We start from the raw sequence: 16,062 nt of genomic DNA, 5'->3' as shown, positions 1-16,062 counted from the left end.
ACAACCGGGAATGCTGTCAATACGATTGCGGCGGAAAATTACGAATGATCGGAAGGCGAAGGACAATGGCGGTAAAAAGGCTGATGCGTGTTGCATTAAGAGCGCTTTCCTATACGGATATCGGAGAAAAGGAAAGCGAACGGCTTCACCGCACGGTCATTCGTATCAGAGGGCTTCATCTCGGAAAGCTCCCTTATCAGACTTGGGATCATGTCGTGTCCTATGAAAACCATGATATCCCCGTACGGATATTTGCTCCCGGCGAAAACCGGCCTGATTCCCTGCTGATTTTCTTCCACGGGAGCGGCTGGGTCGCCGGAACCATTGACGGCTACAACCGGATCTGCGCGAATATGGCCAATATGACCGGCAGCACCGTGGTGTCGGTCGATTACCGGCTTGCGCCGGAATACCATTTCCCGGCCGCACCGGAGGACTGCTACCGTGTGGTGCGGGAGATTTTTCTGCACACGGAGCTGCTAAAGGTCCCCGCCGAAAAAATCACGGTGGCCGGGGACAGCGCCGGGGGAAACCTTGCGGCGGCCGTCTCCCTGATGGCGCGCGACAGGGGCGAATTTCTGCCCGAGCGCCAGATCCTGATCTACCCCTCCACTTACTCCGACCATACGACAAAATCGCCCTATGCTTCCGTGCGCGACAACGGAAGCAAGTATCTGCTGACCTCAAAAAGTATCTGCGATTATATGAAGCTGTATCAGGCCAGCGACGAGGATCTGCAAAACCCCTACTTCGCGCCGCTGGCCTCCAAGGATTTCAGCCGTCAGCCGAAAACGCTGATTATTACTGCGGAATACGACCCGCTCCGGGACGAGGCGGAGGATTACGGGCAGCGCCTGAAGGAAGCGGGCAACGAAGTGGAGGTCCGCCGCATCCCCGGCGCGCTGCATGGCTTTTTTTCGCTTCCGCCGGTTTTTCGTCAGGTCCGCGAGTGCTATCGCCTGATCGACGATTTTTTGAACCGGGAGGGTGAAGGAAAAGCCTTATAGGATTGAAAATATTGTAAAATTATAATATGATAAGAATAATTGTTTCGTTGCAGACATTCATACGAAGGGGACATGAAAATGAGCAGGATTATTTCAATTTCCAATCAGAAGGGCGGGGTAGGCAAAACGACTACCGTCTGCAGTCTGGCGGCGGGATTAAAGAGGAAGGGTTTTCGTGTTCTGATGATCGATCTTGACCCGCAGGGAAACCTTGGCTTCAGCGTAGGCGCTGAAACCGAAACCTGCGCCACCATTTATGATGTGCTGAAAGGCGGCGTGAAAACGCAGTATGCCATTCAGAAATCGGATACGGCCGACATCATTATATCCAGCATTTTGCTCAGCGGGATCGAGCTTGAATTTACCAATACCGGACGCGAGTTTCTGCTGAAAGAGGCGCTGAAGCCGATTCTCGGCCTCTACGACTATATCCTTCTGGACACGCCGCCCGCGCTCGGCATCCTGACCATCAACGCGTTTACCGCGTCGGATACGATCGTGATTCCGATGCTTTCGGATATTTTCAGCCTGCAGGGAATCACAAAGCTGTATGAGGCTGTTGAGCGTGTCAAAAAATACTGCAATCCCTCTCTGACCGTTTCGGGAATCCTTCTGACAAAATTCAACCCCCGTACCCTCCTGAGCAGGGAAATCCGGGGTACGGCGGAACTGATCGCACAGGATTTGAACATTCCGCTGTTTGATTCCTACATACGCGGCAGCGTCGTCATCAGCGAGGCTCAGTCCATCCAGCAGAACATCCTGGACTACTCGCCGAGAAACAATATTGCGAAAGATTACCTTAAATTTACGGATGAGCTGCTGGAGAAGGAGGAATAATGACTGATGGCAAGGACGAAGAAAGATATCGATAAAGACCTGATGTATAAAATGCTGATGCCCTCCGGTTCCAGAACGGCAAAGGCTTCGCAGGATGCGGAAAGCCCGAGCGGGCTCAGCGACGAGCAGAACACGCGCGCCGCGCTGGAGGAACCGCTGAACCAGCACAAAACCATTATGCGCCGCGAAGTGGGCGTCGCGTTTATGGATACCCAGCCGACCATCCTTGTCAATACGATGGAAAGCATCGTGCTGGAAAAGCTGGAATCGGCGCTTGCGCGTTTTCAGTGCTGCAAATGCGACCGGTGCAAAAAGGACATTGTCGCGATGGCGCTGAACAAGCTTCCCCCGAAATATATGGTTTTGCAGGAGGGCCAGCCCACGCCGGATATCGATCCCCAGACCAACGCACAGGTGGTCACGGCGGTCATTCAGGCGATTCTGGCGGTCCGTGCGCATCCCAGGCATTAAGGAAAGAAAGGGCTTTGCGGGACAAAATGGAAAAAGAAACGTATTTTACGGATAAACGGCGCAGGCGCGTCAAGCTTATTTTCAACCCGGCCTCCGGTTCTTCAAACGCTTCCCCGATTCAGCTGATGGATGTCATCAGCATGCTGCAGCAGTGGAAGTATGTGCCGGAGGTGTATTTGACGGAACCGGACAGCGATTTTTCGCAGATGGTAAAAGACACGATGGCGCAGGGCGTCAACATGTTTGTCGTCTGCGGCGGCGACGGCACCGTTTCCGCCGTTGCCAAAGAAATGAAGGGTCTGCCCGCGACGCTGGGCATTATCCCCACGGGCACCCAGAATAATGTGGCGCTCAGCCTGAGCATCCCGCAGGATATTCCGTCCGCCATCGCCCTTCTGCGCACCGGGGAACGCACCAAGATCGATATGGGGCTTCTTGACTGCGCAGCGGGCCGCACCTCTTTTCTGGAAATCTGCTCGGCGGGCCTGCTGTCTTCGATTTTTTCGGCGGGAGACGATATCCAGCACGGGCATCTAGAACGGGTGGGCGATTTCCTTTCCACCCTTGTGTCGCTGACGCCCTCCAAGATCAAAATTCTGCTGGATGGAAAGCGGGAAATCGTCAGGATGGGTCATCTGGTCCTCGTTACCAATATGCCGTACGTCGGACGGCATTACCAGGTGGGAGAAACGGCAGCTTTCCGGGATGGACTGCTGGACATCCTGATTTTTTCCAATTTATCCAAGCTGAAGCTGCTGGGCCGCGCGTTCAAGGGGGCAAAACTTGGTGAACCGGAGGATTCCGGCGTTGAGCATTTCCATGCCCGTACGGTGGACATGGAAGCCACCCCTTCCATGCAGCTGATGGCGGACGGCATTACGCTGGGGGAAGGGCCGGTCCATATTGAGCTGCAGCGCCGGACACTGGCGGTGATGACGAAAGCGCCGGAGCCGAAAAGAACAAAAAGATCAATTGGGGACGGGAAATGAAGCTGATCGATCAATTAAAAAAGAATCAATGGGTACAGCGGTGTGAACGGCTGATCGGCAGGATTCGCCATCTCCGGCCGGTTTTTTGGGTGCCCGTTCTCGTTGTCGCGCTGTCCCTCTATGTTGTTTTTGTCCCCCATACCTTCTGGAAAAACGTGTGGATCAGCATCAAGGGGAACACTCCGCTGATCTGCATGCTCTTTGTGTTCTGCCTGCTGCTGCTTTCTCTGGTGTGGTCAACAGGGCAGAGCATAGACGCCTATGTGTTTTCTCTTTTCAACCGGCACGGCACCCGTCCGCGCTGGCTGGACCGGACAATGCTCCTTCTTACCGAGCTGGGGAACGGCATTGTTACGCTGATCATAGCGCTTGTCCTCTATTTTGCCGTCAATGCCCACCTTGCGTATGAATTCGTTCTGGGAACGCTGACCCTGTGGCTGGTTGTGGAATTGATGAAGGCCGTCATCCGGCGGCCCAGACCGTTTATCTATCTTGAGGATGTCCGCGTGGTGGGTATCCGGGCGCGGGGAAAGTCCTTTCCCAGCGGCCATACCAGTCAGGCGTTTTACATGGCGACGATGCTTCTGCAGTATTTTCAGGGCAACTTTGCGGCGGCGCTTGTGCTTTACGTGCTCGCCTCGCTGGTCGGCGCCACGCGCATGTATATGGGGATGCATTACCCGCGCGACGTGCTGGCGGGCGCCATTCTGGGCACCTTCTGGGGATTCATCGGCGTGCTGGTCAACGCGGTGATCTTCCGGCTCGTCATCTGAATTCCCGTCGAAAAAAGATAAAATCCTTGCCAAATCGGCTGATACTATCTATAATAGAAGAAATTTAATCCTAACAGCGAAAGGAAGGTTCTTATGCAGAAATATGGCGTGAAGTCCGGCCTTCCGGCCAACCCGAATGCCGGAACGGATTACAGCAACAAAAAATTAAAGGAAATCTGGCTTGCGGGCGGATGCTTCTGGGGGGTACAGGCCTATTTTGCCCGTATCTACGGCGTGGCGAAAACAGATGTCGGCTACGCGAACGGCAGGACGGCGAATCCTTCCTACCATGATCTGAAGGTTACCGGGCACGCGGAAACGGTTCATATTTTCTATGATCCGGAGAAGACCGGTCTTCCGACGCTGCTGGATTTCTATTTTAAAATCATCGACCCTGCCAGTGTCAACCGCCAGGGAAACGATATCGGAACCCAGTACCGCACGGGAATCTATTATCGGGATGAGGCGGATTTTCCGGTGATTCGGGAATATATCGCGAAGGAACAGAAAAAATATGACGCGCCGATCGCGGTTGAAGTCGGCCGGCTGGAAAATTACTATCCGGCAGAGGAGTACCATCAGGATTATCTGGAAAAGAATCCCGGCGGCTACTGCCATGTGGACTTTTCCTCCCTCCGGGAGCAGACCCCGCCCGCCGGGAAGGCGGCTTACCCAAAGCCTGCCCCGGAAAAGCTGAAGGCTTCCCTTACGGAAATGCAGTATCGCGTCACGCAGCAGAACGCCACCGAACCGCCGTTCGACAACGAATACTGGGACAACCGCAGAAAGGGGATTTATGTGGACGTCGTGACCGGAGAGCCCCTTTTCGTTTCCAGCGATCAGTTTGAATCGGGCTGCGGCTGGCCCAGCTTTACGAAACCCATCCGCGCCGACTCCCTGACGGAGAATCGGGATACCAGCCATTCCATGGTGCGTACCGAGGTGCGCAGCCGTCACGGGGATTCCCACCTTGGCCATGTTTTCCCCGACGGCCCGAAGGAGCAGGGCGGCCTTCGCTACTGTATCAACAGTGCGTCCCTCCGCTTTATCCCGCTTCAGGAAATGGAAGAACAGGGATACGGGCAGTTTATAAAACTGATAGAAGAATAATGTGTTTTCAGCCGCATATAAAGCTGAAAACGGAAAAGAGGAGGGATCGGTATGGAATTTACCATTCGCCCGATTTGTTTGAAGGACGCGCCGGATATCAATGAAATCCGGCGTATGAGCGGAGTGATGGAAAACATTCTGGGTGTTCCGTCCGAAACTGTTTCTCACAGTGAACGGTTTATTTCCAATATAAACGAAAATACCCATCAGTTCGTTGCGGTGACGACGGATGAAAACGGCGTGGAAAAAGCAATCGGCTGCGCGGGCCTGAGCGTTTACGCAAGCCCGCGCATGCGCCACTCGGCGGGAATCGGCATCATGGTGCACAGGGCGTATCAGGGAATGGGCGTGGGTCAAAAGCTGATGGAAGCCTTACTCGACATGGCGGACAACTGGCTGATGCTGGTCCGGGTCGAGCTTACGGTCTACACGGACAATGAGAAGGCCATCCGGCTTTATGAAAAGATGGGCTTTGTGCGGGAGGGCGTCAAACGGAAGGCGGCGATCCGCCGGGGACAGTACGCCGATGAGTACATAATGGCGAGAATCAGGGACGACTGAATTTTTGCGGTTTTTTGGCACGAACTCGGAAAGGAGGATTCATCATGAAAAGAATCGCGGCTTTTTTTGATATTGACGGGACCATCTCCCGGGAAGGTCTCATCAGCGAGATGTTCAAGAAGATGATTAAATACGAACTGATCGACAACAGCAAATGGGACAACGAAGTCGAGCCCGCTTTTACCAGATGGGACAAACGCGTGGGCGATTACGATATCTACCTGCAGAAAATGGTGGATATCTACACGGAGACCGTCAAAAACACCAGTGCTTTTCACATTGCCTATATCGCGAAAAAGGTGATTGAGCAAAAGGGAGAGCGCGTATATACTTATTCGCGGGAACGTATCCGGTGGCATAAGAAGCAGGGCCATATCGTCATCGCTATTTCCGGTTCGCCGATCGAGTTGGTCAGCGAGGTTTCCCGGATGTACGGCATGGACGATTACCGGGGAACCATTTATCAGGTCGGAAAGAACGGTACCTACAACGGGGAAATTATCCCGATGTGGGATTCCCAGAGCAAGCGCAAGGCGGTTCTGGAAATGGCGGAGAAGCACGATATCGATCTGTCCCAAAGCTATGCCTACGGCGACACCAACGGCGATTATTCCATGCTGCAGCTCGTCGGGAATCCGGTCGCGGTCAATCCCACGCGCGAACTGCTTTCCCACATCGAAAACGACGATCAGCTCAAAGAAAAATTTACGGTGATCGTGGAGCGTAAGGACGTGACCTATCGCCTGAATATCAATACGCTGGACCTTGTTTAAAAAAGTCTGAAAATACAGGAACGGAGGAACCCTTGCCCGCATATTCTGATAGCAGGGGGATTCCGTCCTGATACAAAAAGCGGCCGTCAACGGATCAAATCCGTTGACGGCCGCAGTTCGCATGGTTCCTTATTTCAGTTCCAGAACGGCGCCCCTGTTTGCAGAGGTGACCAAAGCGGCGTATCTGGAAAGGCAGCCCTCCGTAATGCGGGGGGTTCTCGGCTTCCAGTTTTCCCTGCGTTTTTTCAGTTCTTCGTCGCTGACGGCAAAATCGATGGTGTTGGCCATAATGTCGATTTTGATAATGTCGCCTTCCTCAACCAGCGCGATATTTCCGCCCACAGCGGCTTCCGGCGAAACGTGTCCGATCGCCGCACCTCTGGTCGCGCCGCTGAAACGGCCGTCCGTAATCAGGGCGACGCTTCCGCCCAGACCGCTTCCCATAATGGCGGAGGTCGGGTTCAGCATTTCTCTCATGCCCGGGCCGCCCTTGGGGCCTTCGTACCGGATGACGACGACGTCACCCGCCACGATTTTTCCCGAGGTGATCGCCTCGATCGCGTCCTCTTCACAGTCAAACACCCTGGCGGGGCCTTCGTGCTTCAGCATTTCGGGAGCGACCGCGGAGCGCTTGACCACGCAGGCGTCGGGGGCCAGATTGCCCTTCAGCACGGCGATGCCGCCGGTTTTGCTGTACGGATTTTCCACAGAGCGAATCACGCCGTAGTCCAGAACGGGGCAGTCCGCAATGTTTTCCCCGACCGTTTTGCCCGTGCAGGTAATCAGGTCGGTTTTGAGCAGGCCGAGCTTGCTGATTTCATTCATCACGGCGTAAACGCCGCCCGCGACGTTCAAATCCTCCATGTATGTATGTCCCGCCGGGGCAAGATGGCAGAGGTTCGGCGTTTTGTCGCTGATTTCGTTCGCAATGTTCAGATCGATGGAGATGCCGCATTCGTGCGCGATGGCCGGCAGGTGCAGCATGCTGTTGGTGCTGCAGCCCAGCGCCATATCGATGGTAAGCGCGTTTTTGAACGCATCCTCCGTCATGATGTCCCTGGGGCGGATGTCCTTTTTCAGCAGCTCCATAATCTGCATGCCCGCGTGCTTGGCAAGCTGAAGGCGCTGCGAGTAAACGGCGGGAACGGTCCCGTTGCCCCTTAACCCCATTCCAAGGGCCTCCGTCAGGCAGTTCATGCTGTTTGCCGTGTACATGCCGGAGCAGGAGCCGCAGGTGGGGCAGACCTTGTTTTCAAATTCCAGCAGCTTTTCTTTTGTGATCTTACCGGCGCGGTACGCTCCGGAAGCCTCCGAAACGCTGGAAAAGCTGGTCTTCTGTCCGTCCACCAGTCCGGCGAGCATCGGCCCGCCGCTGACAAAGATGGTGGGTATGTTGAGGCGCGCCGCCGCCATCAGCAGGCCGGGCACGTTTTTGTCGCAGTTCGGCACCATCACCAGCGCGTCAAAGGCGTGGGCAAGAGCCATCGCCTCGGTCGAGTCGGCAATCAGCTCCCTTGTAATCAGTGAATACTTCATGCCGCGGTGCCCCATGGCAAGGCCGTCGCAAACCGCAATGGCCGGGAACACGATCGGGGTTCCCCCCGCTATGGAAACGCCCGTTTTGACGGCTTCCACGATTTTGTCCAGATTCATATGCCCCGGAACGATCTCATTCTGCGAGCTGACGATTCCGATGATCGGACGCTCCAATTCTTCATTGGTAAAACCCAGCGCGTGAAACAGCGCGCGCTGCGGTACGCTTTTGGTTACTGCATCACTGTTCATTTTACAAGCACCTCACTCTTTGATTGACAGCAGCGAGCCGAAGCAGGGTGGTTCCGGCTGCCGTAGTTGTATAATTTATTATATATTGTATGATGTCTTATGTCAATTGATAAAAAATACTATTTATTTCGCTCTTTTATTCCTCCATGATGCCAAACCCCCTCATCGCGTGGATAATATGCAGCTCCATGGCGGTCTTTGCGCCCAATGCGTCCCGCTTGGATAAAAATTCCATAATCATGCGGTGATCGTTCAGCGTATTCTGCACGATCTCCTCTTTGGTGTTGGATAAGATGACCCCCTTGCCGATGGCCTGATACAGGATGGGCATCAGGCGGTTCATAAATTCGTTATGGGTCGCCTTTGCGATGGACTTGTGAAAGGCCTGCTCTATCTCCGTACGGTCCTGCTTCTTTAAAATCAGGTCTTCCTCCAGCCTGCCGTAGTGCAGAATGCGCTCCAACTCCTTGTCAGAGGCCCTTTTTGCGGCAAGATAGGCGGACTGCGGCTCAAAGATCAGGCGCATTTCATACAGGTCCTTCACATCCATCGGGAAAGCGGAAAGCGGGTTCAGGTCAATTCCCCGGTCCATGGCCTGATTGTCTTTGACATAGGTGCCCTTTCCGCGGCGGATCTCCAATATGTTGTGCGCCACTAAAATACGGATTGCTTCCCGCAGGGTAGTCCGGCTGACCTTTAAGTCGGCGGACAGCTCGTTTTCATTGGGCAGCTTGTCTCCGGCCGAATATTTTTTATCAATGGTGATCCTTGCGACAATATCGTCCGCGATATTTTCCGCAAGGCTTTTTTCTTTTGCCTTCATTGCCGATTCCTCCGTATTTTTGATGTTTTCAGCATGATTATACCGCAAAAGACATCCTATTTCAATAAGGATGTCTGATGTCTATAAGAGCGGCAATAAAATACCGCACCGGCTGCTGGCCAATGCGGCGTTACTATATGATTTTTCCGCATTACCTAACACTTTCCTCTTAATTGTACCGCCTTGCCAAGAATAACGACCGGCAGCCTGGTTAGTTCTTCCATTGAATAGGAGACCAGTTCATATTTGGGGTTATAGGGAATCAGGGTGATCCCGCTTGCATATTTTGCTATCTTTTTAACGGTCGCTTCGTCCCCTCTGATGGAAACAACCGCAATGTCCCCGGTTTCCACCATGGAATGGTTCTGCACAATTACGGTGTCGCCGTCCTGAATGCGCGGTTCCATACTGTCACCATGCATTTTGATTGCGAAAAAATCTCCCTGTTTTGCCATTTCTCCGCTGATTTCCTCATATCCTACCACATCTTTCGCGGATTCGGCCGATACCTCCGCGCGCAGGCTTCGGAGCACAGGTATTTTTTTGGAGGTGCCAGGCGGGTCGGGAACAGAGTCCTTTCCCAGCAGATAATCCGTGGTCACGCCGAAAAAAGCCGCCAGATTCAGCAGGGTTTTATTGTCGGGCTCGTACTTTCCGCTTTCGTATCCGGAGAGGGACGCCTGGCTGACATTGATGATTTTCGACAGCTCTTGCTGCTTTAATTTATTTTTCATTCTTAGTATTTTGATTCGATTCAATGAAGTCAACTCCTTTCATTATGAATTTTAATTGTGCCGTAAAAAAAGGTAAACTATATATAAGCAAAACAAATATATTGTGATCGATTAAAAAAATAATAAACAAAAATATAAATATAATTGATATACAGGTCGATAAATTAAAAAGAAGAAGCGGAATGGACCGAACCGAAAAAACAGACAAAAAATGTGACCGGCATATAGCCGGAGGAATGGCAGCCGGCCGCGTTTGGGAAAGGGGAGAAACGAAAAGCAGGTGGAGCAGAACATTGCTGCGGAGGGAAAGCGTCCGGAAAGGGAAACCGGGCGGGCAGCGGGAGTATGAGTGCACGACCCGGACAAAGCGGGATCGTGAAAAAGAGTCCAGCATGGAAAATGAGAAATGGAGAAAAATTATGAAGAATCTTAAAATTGCGAAGAAACTAATCCTGTCGTTTCTGGCGATATCCTTGATTACGGTCATTGTCGGCGCCGCCGGTATTTACAGTATGCGGCAAATGGAGGCTTCCAGTACAAAGCTCTATGAGCAGCAGACCGCACCTCTGCCGGTCATGTCGGATATCCTTTTGAACCTTGACCGTTTAAGAGGGCTGTCCAGAGATTACATATTATATTATGATAACCCGGAAGAGCTCAAGACAGCTGCTGAAAATACCGAAAAATATAAAAAGCAATATGAGGATGCGGTTAAACAGTACGAACCGACTATTTCGACGGCGGCGACGAAAGAGCTGTTTGCCCAGACGAAAACCATGTTTGACGAAGAATTCTGGCCGACCTTTGAAGCCATCGTTCAGGAAACCGGGCAGAAGAATGTCAGCGGAGCCATGACCAACCTGAAAAAGCTGATGGAGATCAACATCAAGGTGACCGACAATTATACCCAGTGCATGCAGAACCGGGTCAGTAACGCGAAGGCGAACCACGACGCCAATCAGCAGCTCGGGGATACGATGATGCTCGTGCTGATTGTGATTATTCTTCTGGGTGTCTTCGTCTCCATCGGCTGGGGTTTCTGGCTGGCCAGAAAATTGAGCAAGCCGGTCAATGAAATGGCCGTCGCCGCCGAGAGAATCGCGCAGGGAAAGCTGGACGTAGATGTCACCTATTCGTCCAAGGATGAAATCGGTTCCCTTGCCCGGTCGCTGCAGTCGGCCGCCGGAAGTCTGAAGCTGTATGTCGCGGATATTTCGGACAAACTGGGACGGATGGCAAAGGGGGATATGACTGCGGATATTACACAGGAATATGCGGGGGATTTTGCTCCGATCAAACAGGCGCTGATGCAGATATCCGACGAGCTGAACAATACTCTCGCGGCCATCGATACCTCCGCGGAACAGGTCAACAGCGGAGCGGCCCAGGTTTCCGACGGTTCTCAGGAGCTTGCGCAGGGCGCGACAGAGCAGGCAAGCTCCGTGGAAGAGCTGGCGGCCTCCGTTACCGAGGTTTCCGGAAAAGTCAGCGAGACGGCGGATAACGTCAGGGTAATGGCGGGCTATGTAAAAGATACCGTCGCACAGGTGGAACAGGGCAACGAACAGATGCGGCAGATGCTCTCTTCCATGGAGGAAATCAGCGATACCTCCAATGAGATCGGAAAAATTATCAAGGTGATCGACGATATTGCGTTCCAGACCAATATCCTTGCCCTGAACGCCGCCGTGGAGGCGGCAAGGGCCGGCAGCGCCGGAAAAGGATTTGCCGTGGTGGCCGACGAGGTGCGGAATCTGGCGAGCAAGTCCGCGAACGCGGCCAAGCAGACCACCAGCCTGATCGAGGGTTCTATCCAGAGCGTAAAAAACGGTACCGCTATCGCCGGGCGTACGGCGAAAGAGCTGAATGAGATCGCGGCCAAGGTGGGGCTTGTGGGAGAAACGATCGTCAAAATCGATATGGCGTCTTCCGATCAGGCCGCCGCGATCGAACAGATCACAACCGGTGTGGATCAGGTTTCCGCGGTCGTCCAGACGAATTCCGCCACGGCGGAGGAAAGCGCGGCGGCGAGCGAAGAACTGTCCGCACAGGCGGATATGCTCAGGAAGCTGGTCGGTGCCTTTCAGCTGAAAAAGAGGAAGCTTACGGTGATCGAAGGAGGCCCGGAAACCGGCGCGAAAGCTGAAAATAATCTTTCATACCTGACGTCGGAGGCGGCGGGCCAGAAATATTAATTGACAAATCAGGATAAATATTGTATAGTGTTCCTATAGAGAAACACTATACAGGGGGCGGCATGATGGACCTGGTGGAACTGCTGGGATATTACAATCTTACACGGCAGGAATCGGCCCTGTATCTTCTGCTCTGCTCCGAAGGAAAACTGACGGGATATGAGGCCGCGAAAGCGTCCGGCATATCCCGTTCCAATACCTATACGGCGCTGGCCGGTCTGGTTGAAAAAGGCGCGGCCCTGGTTGAGGAAGACACGGCCACCCGGTATCTTCCCGTTCCGGTCGGGGAATTCTGCAGCAACCGTATCCGGCGCATGCAGGAGTACCGGGAGCTGCTGGTGGGGGCGGCGCCCAAGCGCCGGGAAGCCGGCGAGGGGTACATTACCGTCAAGGGCGAGGCCAACATCATGGATAAAATGAAGAACATGATCGACGCGGCGAAAGAGCGCATTTACCTTGCTGTGTCCGAACAGACGCTTTCTTTGCTTCTGCCGCAGCTCTGTTCGGCTTTGCGCCGGGAGCTGAAGGTCGTCGTTATTACCGACCCTCCGTTTGAACTGGAAGGCGCGCTGGTGTACCACACGGAAACCGAGCGGCATCAGATTCGCCTGATTGCCGATTCCAAAAGCGTTTTGACCGGCGATATCGCCGCGGGTTCCGAGTCCACCTGTCTGTATTCTCAAAAGCGCAATCTGGTTGAGCTTTTCAAAGAGGCGCTGAAAAATGAAATCACACTGATTACCGTAACGAAAGGGAGCTGAAACTGTTTTGAAAAATACCTTCGTAAACAAAGAACAACTTGAAAAGATCGCAACCCAATTTCCGACTCCGTTTTATCTTTATGATGAAAAGGGAATCCGAGAGAACGTGCGCAAGCTGCAGAAGGCTTTTGCGTGGAACAGCGGCTTCCGTGAGTATTTTGCGGTAAAGGCAACGCCCAATCCGGTCATTTTGAAAATCATGAAGGAAGAGGGCTGCGGGGTCGACTGCTCCTCGCTGACCGAGCTGATGCTCTCCGACGCGGTGGGCTTTCACGGACAGAACATCATGTTTTCGTCCAACGAAACGCCGCCTGAGGAATTTGAGCTGGCAAAAAAGCTGGGCGCTTTGATCAATCTGGACGATTTTACGCATATTGATTTTCTGAAATCCACAGCGGGCATTCCGGAAACCATTTGCTGCCGCTTTAATCCGGGCGGAACCTTCCAGATCAGCAACGCCATTATGGACACGCCAGGGGAATCCAAATACGGCTTTACCCGCGAACAGCTGGAGGAAGGGTTTGTGAAGCTGAAAGAGCTGGGGGCCAGGCGCTTCGGCATCCACGCTTTCCTCGCCAGCAATACGACGGACGACGGGTATTACCCGACGCTGGCCGGTATCCTGTTCCGTACGGCTGTCGATCTCTACCATAAAACGGGCATCGCGATTTCCTTCATCAATCTGTCCGGCGGCGTGGGGATTCCTTACCGTCCCGAACAAAAACCGGCCAATATCGCAAAAATCGGGGAAGGCGTCCGCAAAGCCTTTGAGGAAATCCTTGTTCCGGCGGGCCTGAAGGACGTGGCTATCTACACCGAGCTTGGCCGCTTTATGCTTGGGCCGTACGGCTGTCTGGTAACGAAAGCAATCCATGAAAAACATATTTATAAGGAATATATCGGGGTGGACGCCTGCGCGGCCAACCTTCTCCGTCCCGCCATGTACGGCGCGTACCACCACATTACGGTAATGGGGAAGGAAAATGCCCCCTGCGACCACCAATACGATATTGTCGGAAGCCTGTGTGAGAACAACGACAAATTTGCCATTGACCGCATGTTTCCGAAAATAGACATGGGGGACCTTCTGGTGATCCATGACGCCGGTGCGCACGGCCATGCCATGGGCTACAACTACAACGGCAGGCTGCGCTCCGCGGAAGTGCTGCTGAAAGAGGACGGGTCGGCGCAGCTCATCCGCCGCGCGGAAACCCCGGCCGATTATTTCGCGACCCTTGATTTTATGGGACTGTTTCCGGAAAACGGCGGCCGCGGAAAAGAAGATTGATTTTATCCTGCCAAAATGGATGATATAACAAAAATGGCTTTGCGGAAAATCCGCAAAGCCATTTTTCATCTTAATAAATCAGAATTCAGCTTTCCAAAGGCCGTGAAGGTTGCAGTACTCGTAAACCGTGCCGGATTCGGCGTCGTTGAACTCCGCTTTCGGGTCCATGCCGGGCTTCAGATAAGCGATTTCCAGCCTGTCGCCGGATTCCAGCGCAATCCATTCAATATGATGCTCCGGAAGCATGGGATGAATGGTGGAACCGATCTGGACTTTGATTTTTCCGTCTTCCTTTGTGACAAACGGAACGTGCTTTTCGGTCGCGGCGTCGGTGGTGTTTGCTTCCAGCTTCGTCATGTTCTGGCCGCAGCAGGTAAGTGTGCCGCCGCCGCTCCTGATCAGCGCTACCATGTTTCCGCAAATTTCACAACGATAAAAAACAACTTTTGACATTTTTACAACCTCATTTCCATCATTTGATTAGTATAAATGAAACAGCAAATAAAAGAGATGCCGTGCGGTGGCAAAGCTTCGGGTCATTCAAAAACGACGATGGCCTGCCTGCGCTTGATGCGGAGCAGGACGGTTTCCAGAATACGGAAGCAGTGATTGAGGTCCTTCTGCTCCAGATAGGCGGCGGCAAGGTCCTGTCCGATGACCAGGTCGATATTTCTCGGCTCGGTGCAGACGAGCACCGCTTTGTCATTTCCCAATACCGGGCTGCTGACAACATTGCCGTTCAGCAGCTTTTTCACACGCTCAATTTCCAGTAAACCCGTTCCGGGCTGAATCCGCTGCATCTGCAGGTACAGGTCTGGGCTGACCGCGAGCGCATAAGTGCCGTAAACGTTTTTGGAAGTCAACAGCTGGATTGCCGCGGCGATATCGGTAAACGCGTTTTCTCCCTCGGACCAGTCTTTCTTTTCGATCCGGTTTGTTCCCACCGCGGTAAGAAGCCCTTCATAGCCCAGTCCCTCGGCCCCGAAGAAGATCAGCCGATCCTCTTTCAGAGCGCAGGCCTCGGCGGAAGCCATAACGGCGGATAAATCCACCGGATAACCGGATTTGCGGCTGCTCTCCAGATCTTTTGCCAAAAGGGTGACGTCGTCGTAAACGGTGGGGATTTCCACATGCTTTCTGCCGGCGGTAACCGTCAGTCCGTCTTTGGTGATTTCCCCGATTTTGTCCGCGTCGTCAATCGCGATGCTGTCCGCTCCGATGCCGAGAGGCCCGAAAATATGTAAGAATCTTCTGCCCGCCAGAATACGGCGCGCCGATTCCACTACGGCGGTGTCAATTTGTTTCCAAAGCTCCTGCGATACGGGGGAACCTTCTCTTGAAAGATAATCCATATGATCAGCTCCTTTACAGATTTATTTATTCGCCCAGCAGACTGCCTACCGTCTGTTCGGGGGCGCTGGCAGCGGGCTCTGCGGACGGTTCGGAAATTCCCAGCCCCTCCAGCATTTCTCTTACTTCCGCTTCACCGGAGGCGAACAGTTCTGCTTCTTTCGGGTCCAGCTGCCGAAGCAGCGTCATTAATTCACCGATATGGGCCTTCTCTTCATCGCGGATATCGCTGATGACCGTTTTGGCCAGTTCATTGTCCGTGGCCTGAACATGGGCGTCATAAAGATAGATAGCCTCCAGTTCCCCCGCAATGTCCAGACGGATGGCCTGAACGAGTTCCTCATGTGTTAATTTTCTTTCAACGTTTGCCTGAAAAGGATTTGCAAAAGCCGGCATTTTTCTCAACCTCCTGTTATAATTGTTGTTTTTTGACAGATTCGACGGAATCAAATTTGTTTTCTGTAAATATCCGTCAAAATGCCTTTTCTATATTATAGCAATATTTTTACAAACAGCAAAGAGATTTCCAAAATATTTTATATTCTCTTTACAGTTCTGCAATATATTTTGAAATCCGTACGGGCCGGTTGACAGCGGCCGCA

The 16,062-nt window shown here is 53.0% G+C and carries 17 protein-coding genes; 11 read left to right on the top strand and 6 right to left on the bottom strand.

What is annotated here, in order from left to right; translation table 11 throughout:
- Window positions 1-65 precede the first annotated feature (65 nt).
- The 8 genes from ACRQU7_RS13915 (at window position 66) to ACRQU7_RS13880 (ending at window position 6,524) form a co-directional block, all read left to right on the top strand.
- Window positions 66-1,007 (top strand): alpha/beta hydrolase, encoded by a 942-nt coding sequence (locus ACRQU7_RS13915; protein WP_444641425.1) that lies wholly within the window; start codon window positions 66-68, stop codon window positions 1,005-1,007.
- A 78-nt stretch (window positions 1,008-1,085) separates the two neighbouring features.
- Entirely contained in the window at window positions 1,086-1,847 is a 762-nt protein-coding gene (locus tag ACRQU7_RS13910; protein ID WP_444641424.1) for a ParA family protein, read from the top strand.
- A gap of 6 nt (window positions 1,848-1,853) precedes the next feature.
- A complete protein-coding gene (locus ACRQU7_RS13905; RefSeq protein WP_141825867.1) occupies window positions 1,854-2,318 on the top strand; it encodes a late competence development ComFB family protein in 465 nt (154 codons plus the stop codon).
- A 26-nt stretch (window positions 2,319-2,344) separates the two neighbouring features.
- Window positions 2,345-3,307: a diacylglycerol/lipid kinase family protein gene (locus ACRQU7_RS13900; protein ID WP_444641423.1), complete on the top strand. Its 963-nt coding sequence runs from the start codon at window positions 2,345-2,347 to the stop codon at window positions 3,305-3,307.
- Window positions 3,304-4,080, top strand: a complete 777-nt coding sequence (locus tag ACRQU7_RS13895; RefSeq protein WP_444641422.1) for a phosphatase PAP2 family protein — start codon at window positions 3,304-3,306, stop codon at window positions 4,078-4,080. Before ACRQU7_RS13900 ends, ACRQU7_RS13895 begins: the two co-directional genes overlap by 4 nt.
- Window positions 4,081-4,173: 93 nt before the next feature.
- Window positions 4,174-5,190: a peptide-methionine (R)-S-oxide reductase MsrB gene (gene msrB / locus ACRQU7_RS13890; RefSeq protein ID WP_444641421.1), complete on the top strand. Its 1,017-nt coding sequence runs from the start codon at window positions 4,174-4,176 to the stop codon at window positions 5,188-5,190.
- Between the two features lie 51 nt (window positions 5,191-5,241).
- Window positions 5,242-5,751 (top strand): GNAT family N-acetyltransferase, encoded by a 510-nt coding sequence (locus ACRQU7_RS13885; protein ID WP_444641420.1) that lies wholly within the window; start codon window positions 5,242-5,244, stop codon window positions 5,749-5,751.
- A 44-nt stretch (window positions 5,752-5,795) separates the two neighbouring features.
- Window positions 5,796-6,524 (top strand): HAD family hydrolase, encoded by a 729-nt coding sequence (locus ACRQU7_RS13880; protein WP_444641419.1) that lies wholly within the window; start codon window positions 5,796-5,798, stop codon window positions 6,522-6,524.
- Window positions 6,525-6,653: 129 nt separating this feature from the next.
- Here ACRQU7_RS13880 and ilvD read toward each other — a convergent pair whose 3' ends face one another.
- The 3 genes from ilvD to ACRQU7_RS13865 all read right to left on the bottom strand — a co-directional run bounded on the left by ilvD (window position 6,654) and on the right by ACRQU7_RS13865 (window position 9,890).
- On the bottom strand, window positions 6,654-8,309 hold the full coding sequence (gene ilvD / locus ACRQU7_RS13875; protein ID WP_444641418.1) for a dihydroxy-acid dehydratase: 1,656 nt from the start codon (window positions 8,307-8,309) through the stop codon (window positions 6,654-6,656).
- Window positions 8,310-8,445: 136 nt separating this feature from the next.
- Window positions 8,446-9,132, bottom strand: a complete 687-nt coding sequence (locus tag ACRQU7_RS13870; protein WP_444641417.1) for a FadR/GntR family transcriptional regulator — start codon at window positions 9,130-9,132, stop codon at window positions 8,446-8,448.
- Between the two features lie 155 nt (window positions 9,133-9,287).
- Window positions 9,288-9,890 (bottom strand): LexA family protein, encoded by a 603-nt coding sequence (locus ACRQU7_RS13865; protein WP_444641416.1) that lies wholly within the window; start codon window positions 9,888-9,890, stop codon window positions 9,288-9,290.
- A 395-nt stretch (window positions 9,891-10,285) separates the two neighbouring features.
- Here ACRQU7_RS13865 and ACRQU7_RS13860 point away from each other — a divergent pair, with 395 nt between their 5' ends.
- The 3 genes from ACRQU7_RS13860 to ACRQU7_RS13850 all read left to right on the top strand — a co-directional run bounded on the left by ACRQU7_RS13860 (window position 10,286) and on the right by ACRQU7_RS13850 (window position 14,110).
- A complete protein-coding gene (locus ACRQU7_RS13860) occupies window positions 10,286-12,061 on the top strand; it encodes a methyl-accepting chemotaxis protein (protein WP_444641415.1) in 1,776 nt (591 codons plus the stop codon).
- 65 nt (window positions 12,062-12,126) lie between these two features.
- A complete protein-coding gene (locus ACRQU7_RS13855; RefSeq protein WP_444641414.1) occupies window positions 12,127-12,822 on the top strand; it encodes a TrmB family transcriptional regulator in 696 nt (231 codons plus the stop codon).
- A gap of 7 nt (window positions 12,823-12,829) precedes the next feature.
- On the top strand, window positions 12,830-14,110 hold the full coding sequence (locus tag ACRQU7_RS13850) for a diaminopimelate decarboxylase (protein ID WP_444641413.1): 1,281 nt from the start codon (window positions 12,830-12,832) through the stop codon (window positions 14,108-14,110).
- A 78-nt stretch (window positions 14,111-14,188) separates the two neighbouring features.
- On the opposite strand, the gene ACRQU7_RS13845 is transcribed toward ACRQU7_RS13850, so the two are convergent.
- From ACRQU7_RS13845 to ACRQU7_RS13835, 3 genes are all read right to left on the bottom strand, one after another.
- Window positions 14,189-14,563, bottom strand: a complete 375-nt coding sequence (locus ACRQU7_RS13845; protein ID WP_444641412.1) for a desulfoferrodoxin family protein — start codon at window positions 14,561-14,563, stop codon at window positions 14,189-14,191.
- Window positions 14,564-14,646: 83 nt separating this feature from the next.
- Complete coding sequence (locus tag ACRQU7_RS13840; protein WP_444641411.1) at window positions 14,647-15,462, bottom strand: family 1 encapsulin nanocompartment shell protein; 816 nt, start codon at window positions 15,460-15,462, stop codon at window positions 14,647-14,649.
- 25 nt (window positions 15,463-15,487) lie between these two features.
- The gene (locus tag ACRQU7_RS13835) at window positions 15,488-15,856 is read right to left on the bottom strand and encodes a demethoxyubiquinone hydroxylase family protein (protein WP_444641410.1); all 369 of its coding nucleotides are present in this window, start codon (window positions 15,854-15,856) and stop codon (window positions 15,488-15,490) included.
- Window positions 15,857-16,062 lie beyond the last annotated feature (206 nt).

The organism is Caproiciproducens puteiluti (genome assembly GCF_052442865.1).
Lineage (GTDB): Bacteria > Bacillota > Clostridia > Oscillospirales > Acutalibacteraceae > Caproiciproducens.
The sequence above is the reverse complement of the archived record's forward strand: the minus strand, read 5'-3'. Positions and strand labels throughout refer to the sequence as shown.

Coding starts and splice junctions, on each gene's coding strand:
- ACRQU7_RS13915 (WP_444641425.1), top strand. CDS start 66: ATGGCGGTAAAAAGGCTGATGCGTGTTGCATTAAGAGCGCTTTCCTAT.
- ACRQU7_RS13910 (WP_444641424.1), top strand. CDS start 1,086: ATGAGCAGGATTATTTCAATTTCCAATCAGAAGGGCGGGGTAGGCAAA.
- ACRQU7_RS13905 (WP_141825867.1), top strand. CDS start 1,854: ATGGCAAGGACGAAGAAAGATATCGATAAAGACCTGATGTATAAAATG.
- ACRQU7_RS13900 (WP_444641423.1), top strand. CDS start 2,345: ATGGAAAAAGAAACGTATTTTACGGATAAACGGCGCAGGCGCGTCAAG.
- ACRQU7_RS13895 (WP_444641422.1), top strand. CDS start 3,304: ATGAAGCTGATCGATCAATTAAAAAAGAATCAATGGGTACAGCGGTGT.
- msrB (WP_444641421.1), top strand. CDS start 4,174: ATGCAGAAATATGGCGTGAAGTCCGGCCTTCCGGCCAACCCGAATGCC.
- ACRQU7_RS13885 (WP_444641420.1), top strand. CDS start 5,242: ATGGAATTTACCATTCGCCCGATTTGTTTGAAGGACGCGCCGGATATC.
- ACRQU7_RS13880 (WP_444641419.1), top strand. CDS start 5,796: ATGAAAAGAATCGCGGCTTTTTTTGATATTGACGGGACCATCTCCCGG.
- ilvD (WP_444641418.1), bottom strand. CDS start 8,309: ATGAACAGTGATGCAGTAACCAAAAGCGTACCGCAGCGCGCGCTGTTT.
- ACRQU7_RS13870 (WP_444641417.1), bottom strand. CDS start 9,132: ATGAAGGCAAAAGAAAAAAGCCTTGCGGAAAATATCGCGGACGATATT.
- ACRQU7_RS13860 (WP_444641415.1), top strand. CDS start 10,286: ATGAAGAATCTTAAAATTGCGAAGAAACTAATCCTGTCGTTTCTGGCG.
- ACRQU7_RS13855 (WP_444641414.1), top strand. CDS start 12,127: ATGGACCTGGTGGAACTGCTGGGATATTACAATCTTACACGGCAGGAA.
- ACRQU7_RS13845 (WP_444641412.1), bottom strand. CDS start 14,563: ATGTCAAAAGTTGTTTTTTATCGTTGTGAAATTTGCGGAAACATGGTA.
- ACRQU7_RS13840 (WP_444641411.1), bottom strand. CDS start 15,462: ATGGATTATCTTTCAAGAGAAGGTTCCCCCGTATCGCAGGAGCTTTGG.
- ACRQU7_RS13835 (WP_444641410.1), bottom strand. CDS start 15,856: ATGCCGGCTTTTGCAAATCCTTTTCAGGCAAACGTTGAAAGAAAATTA.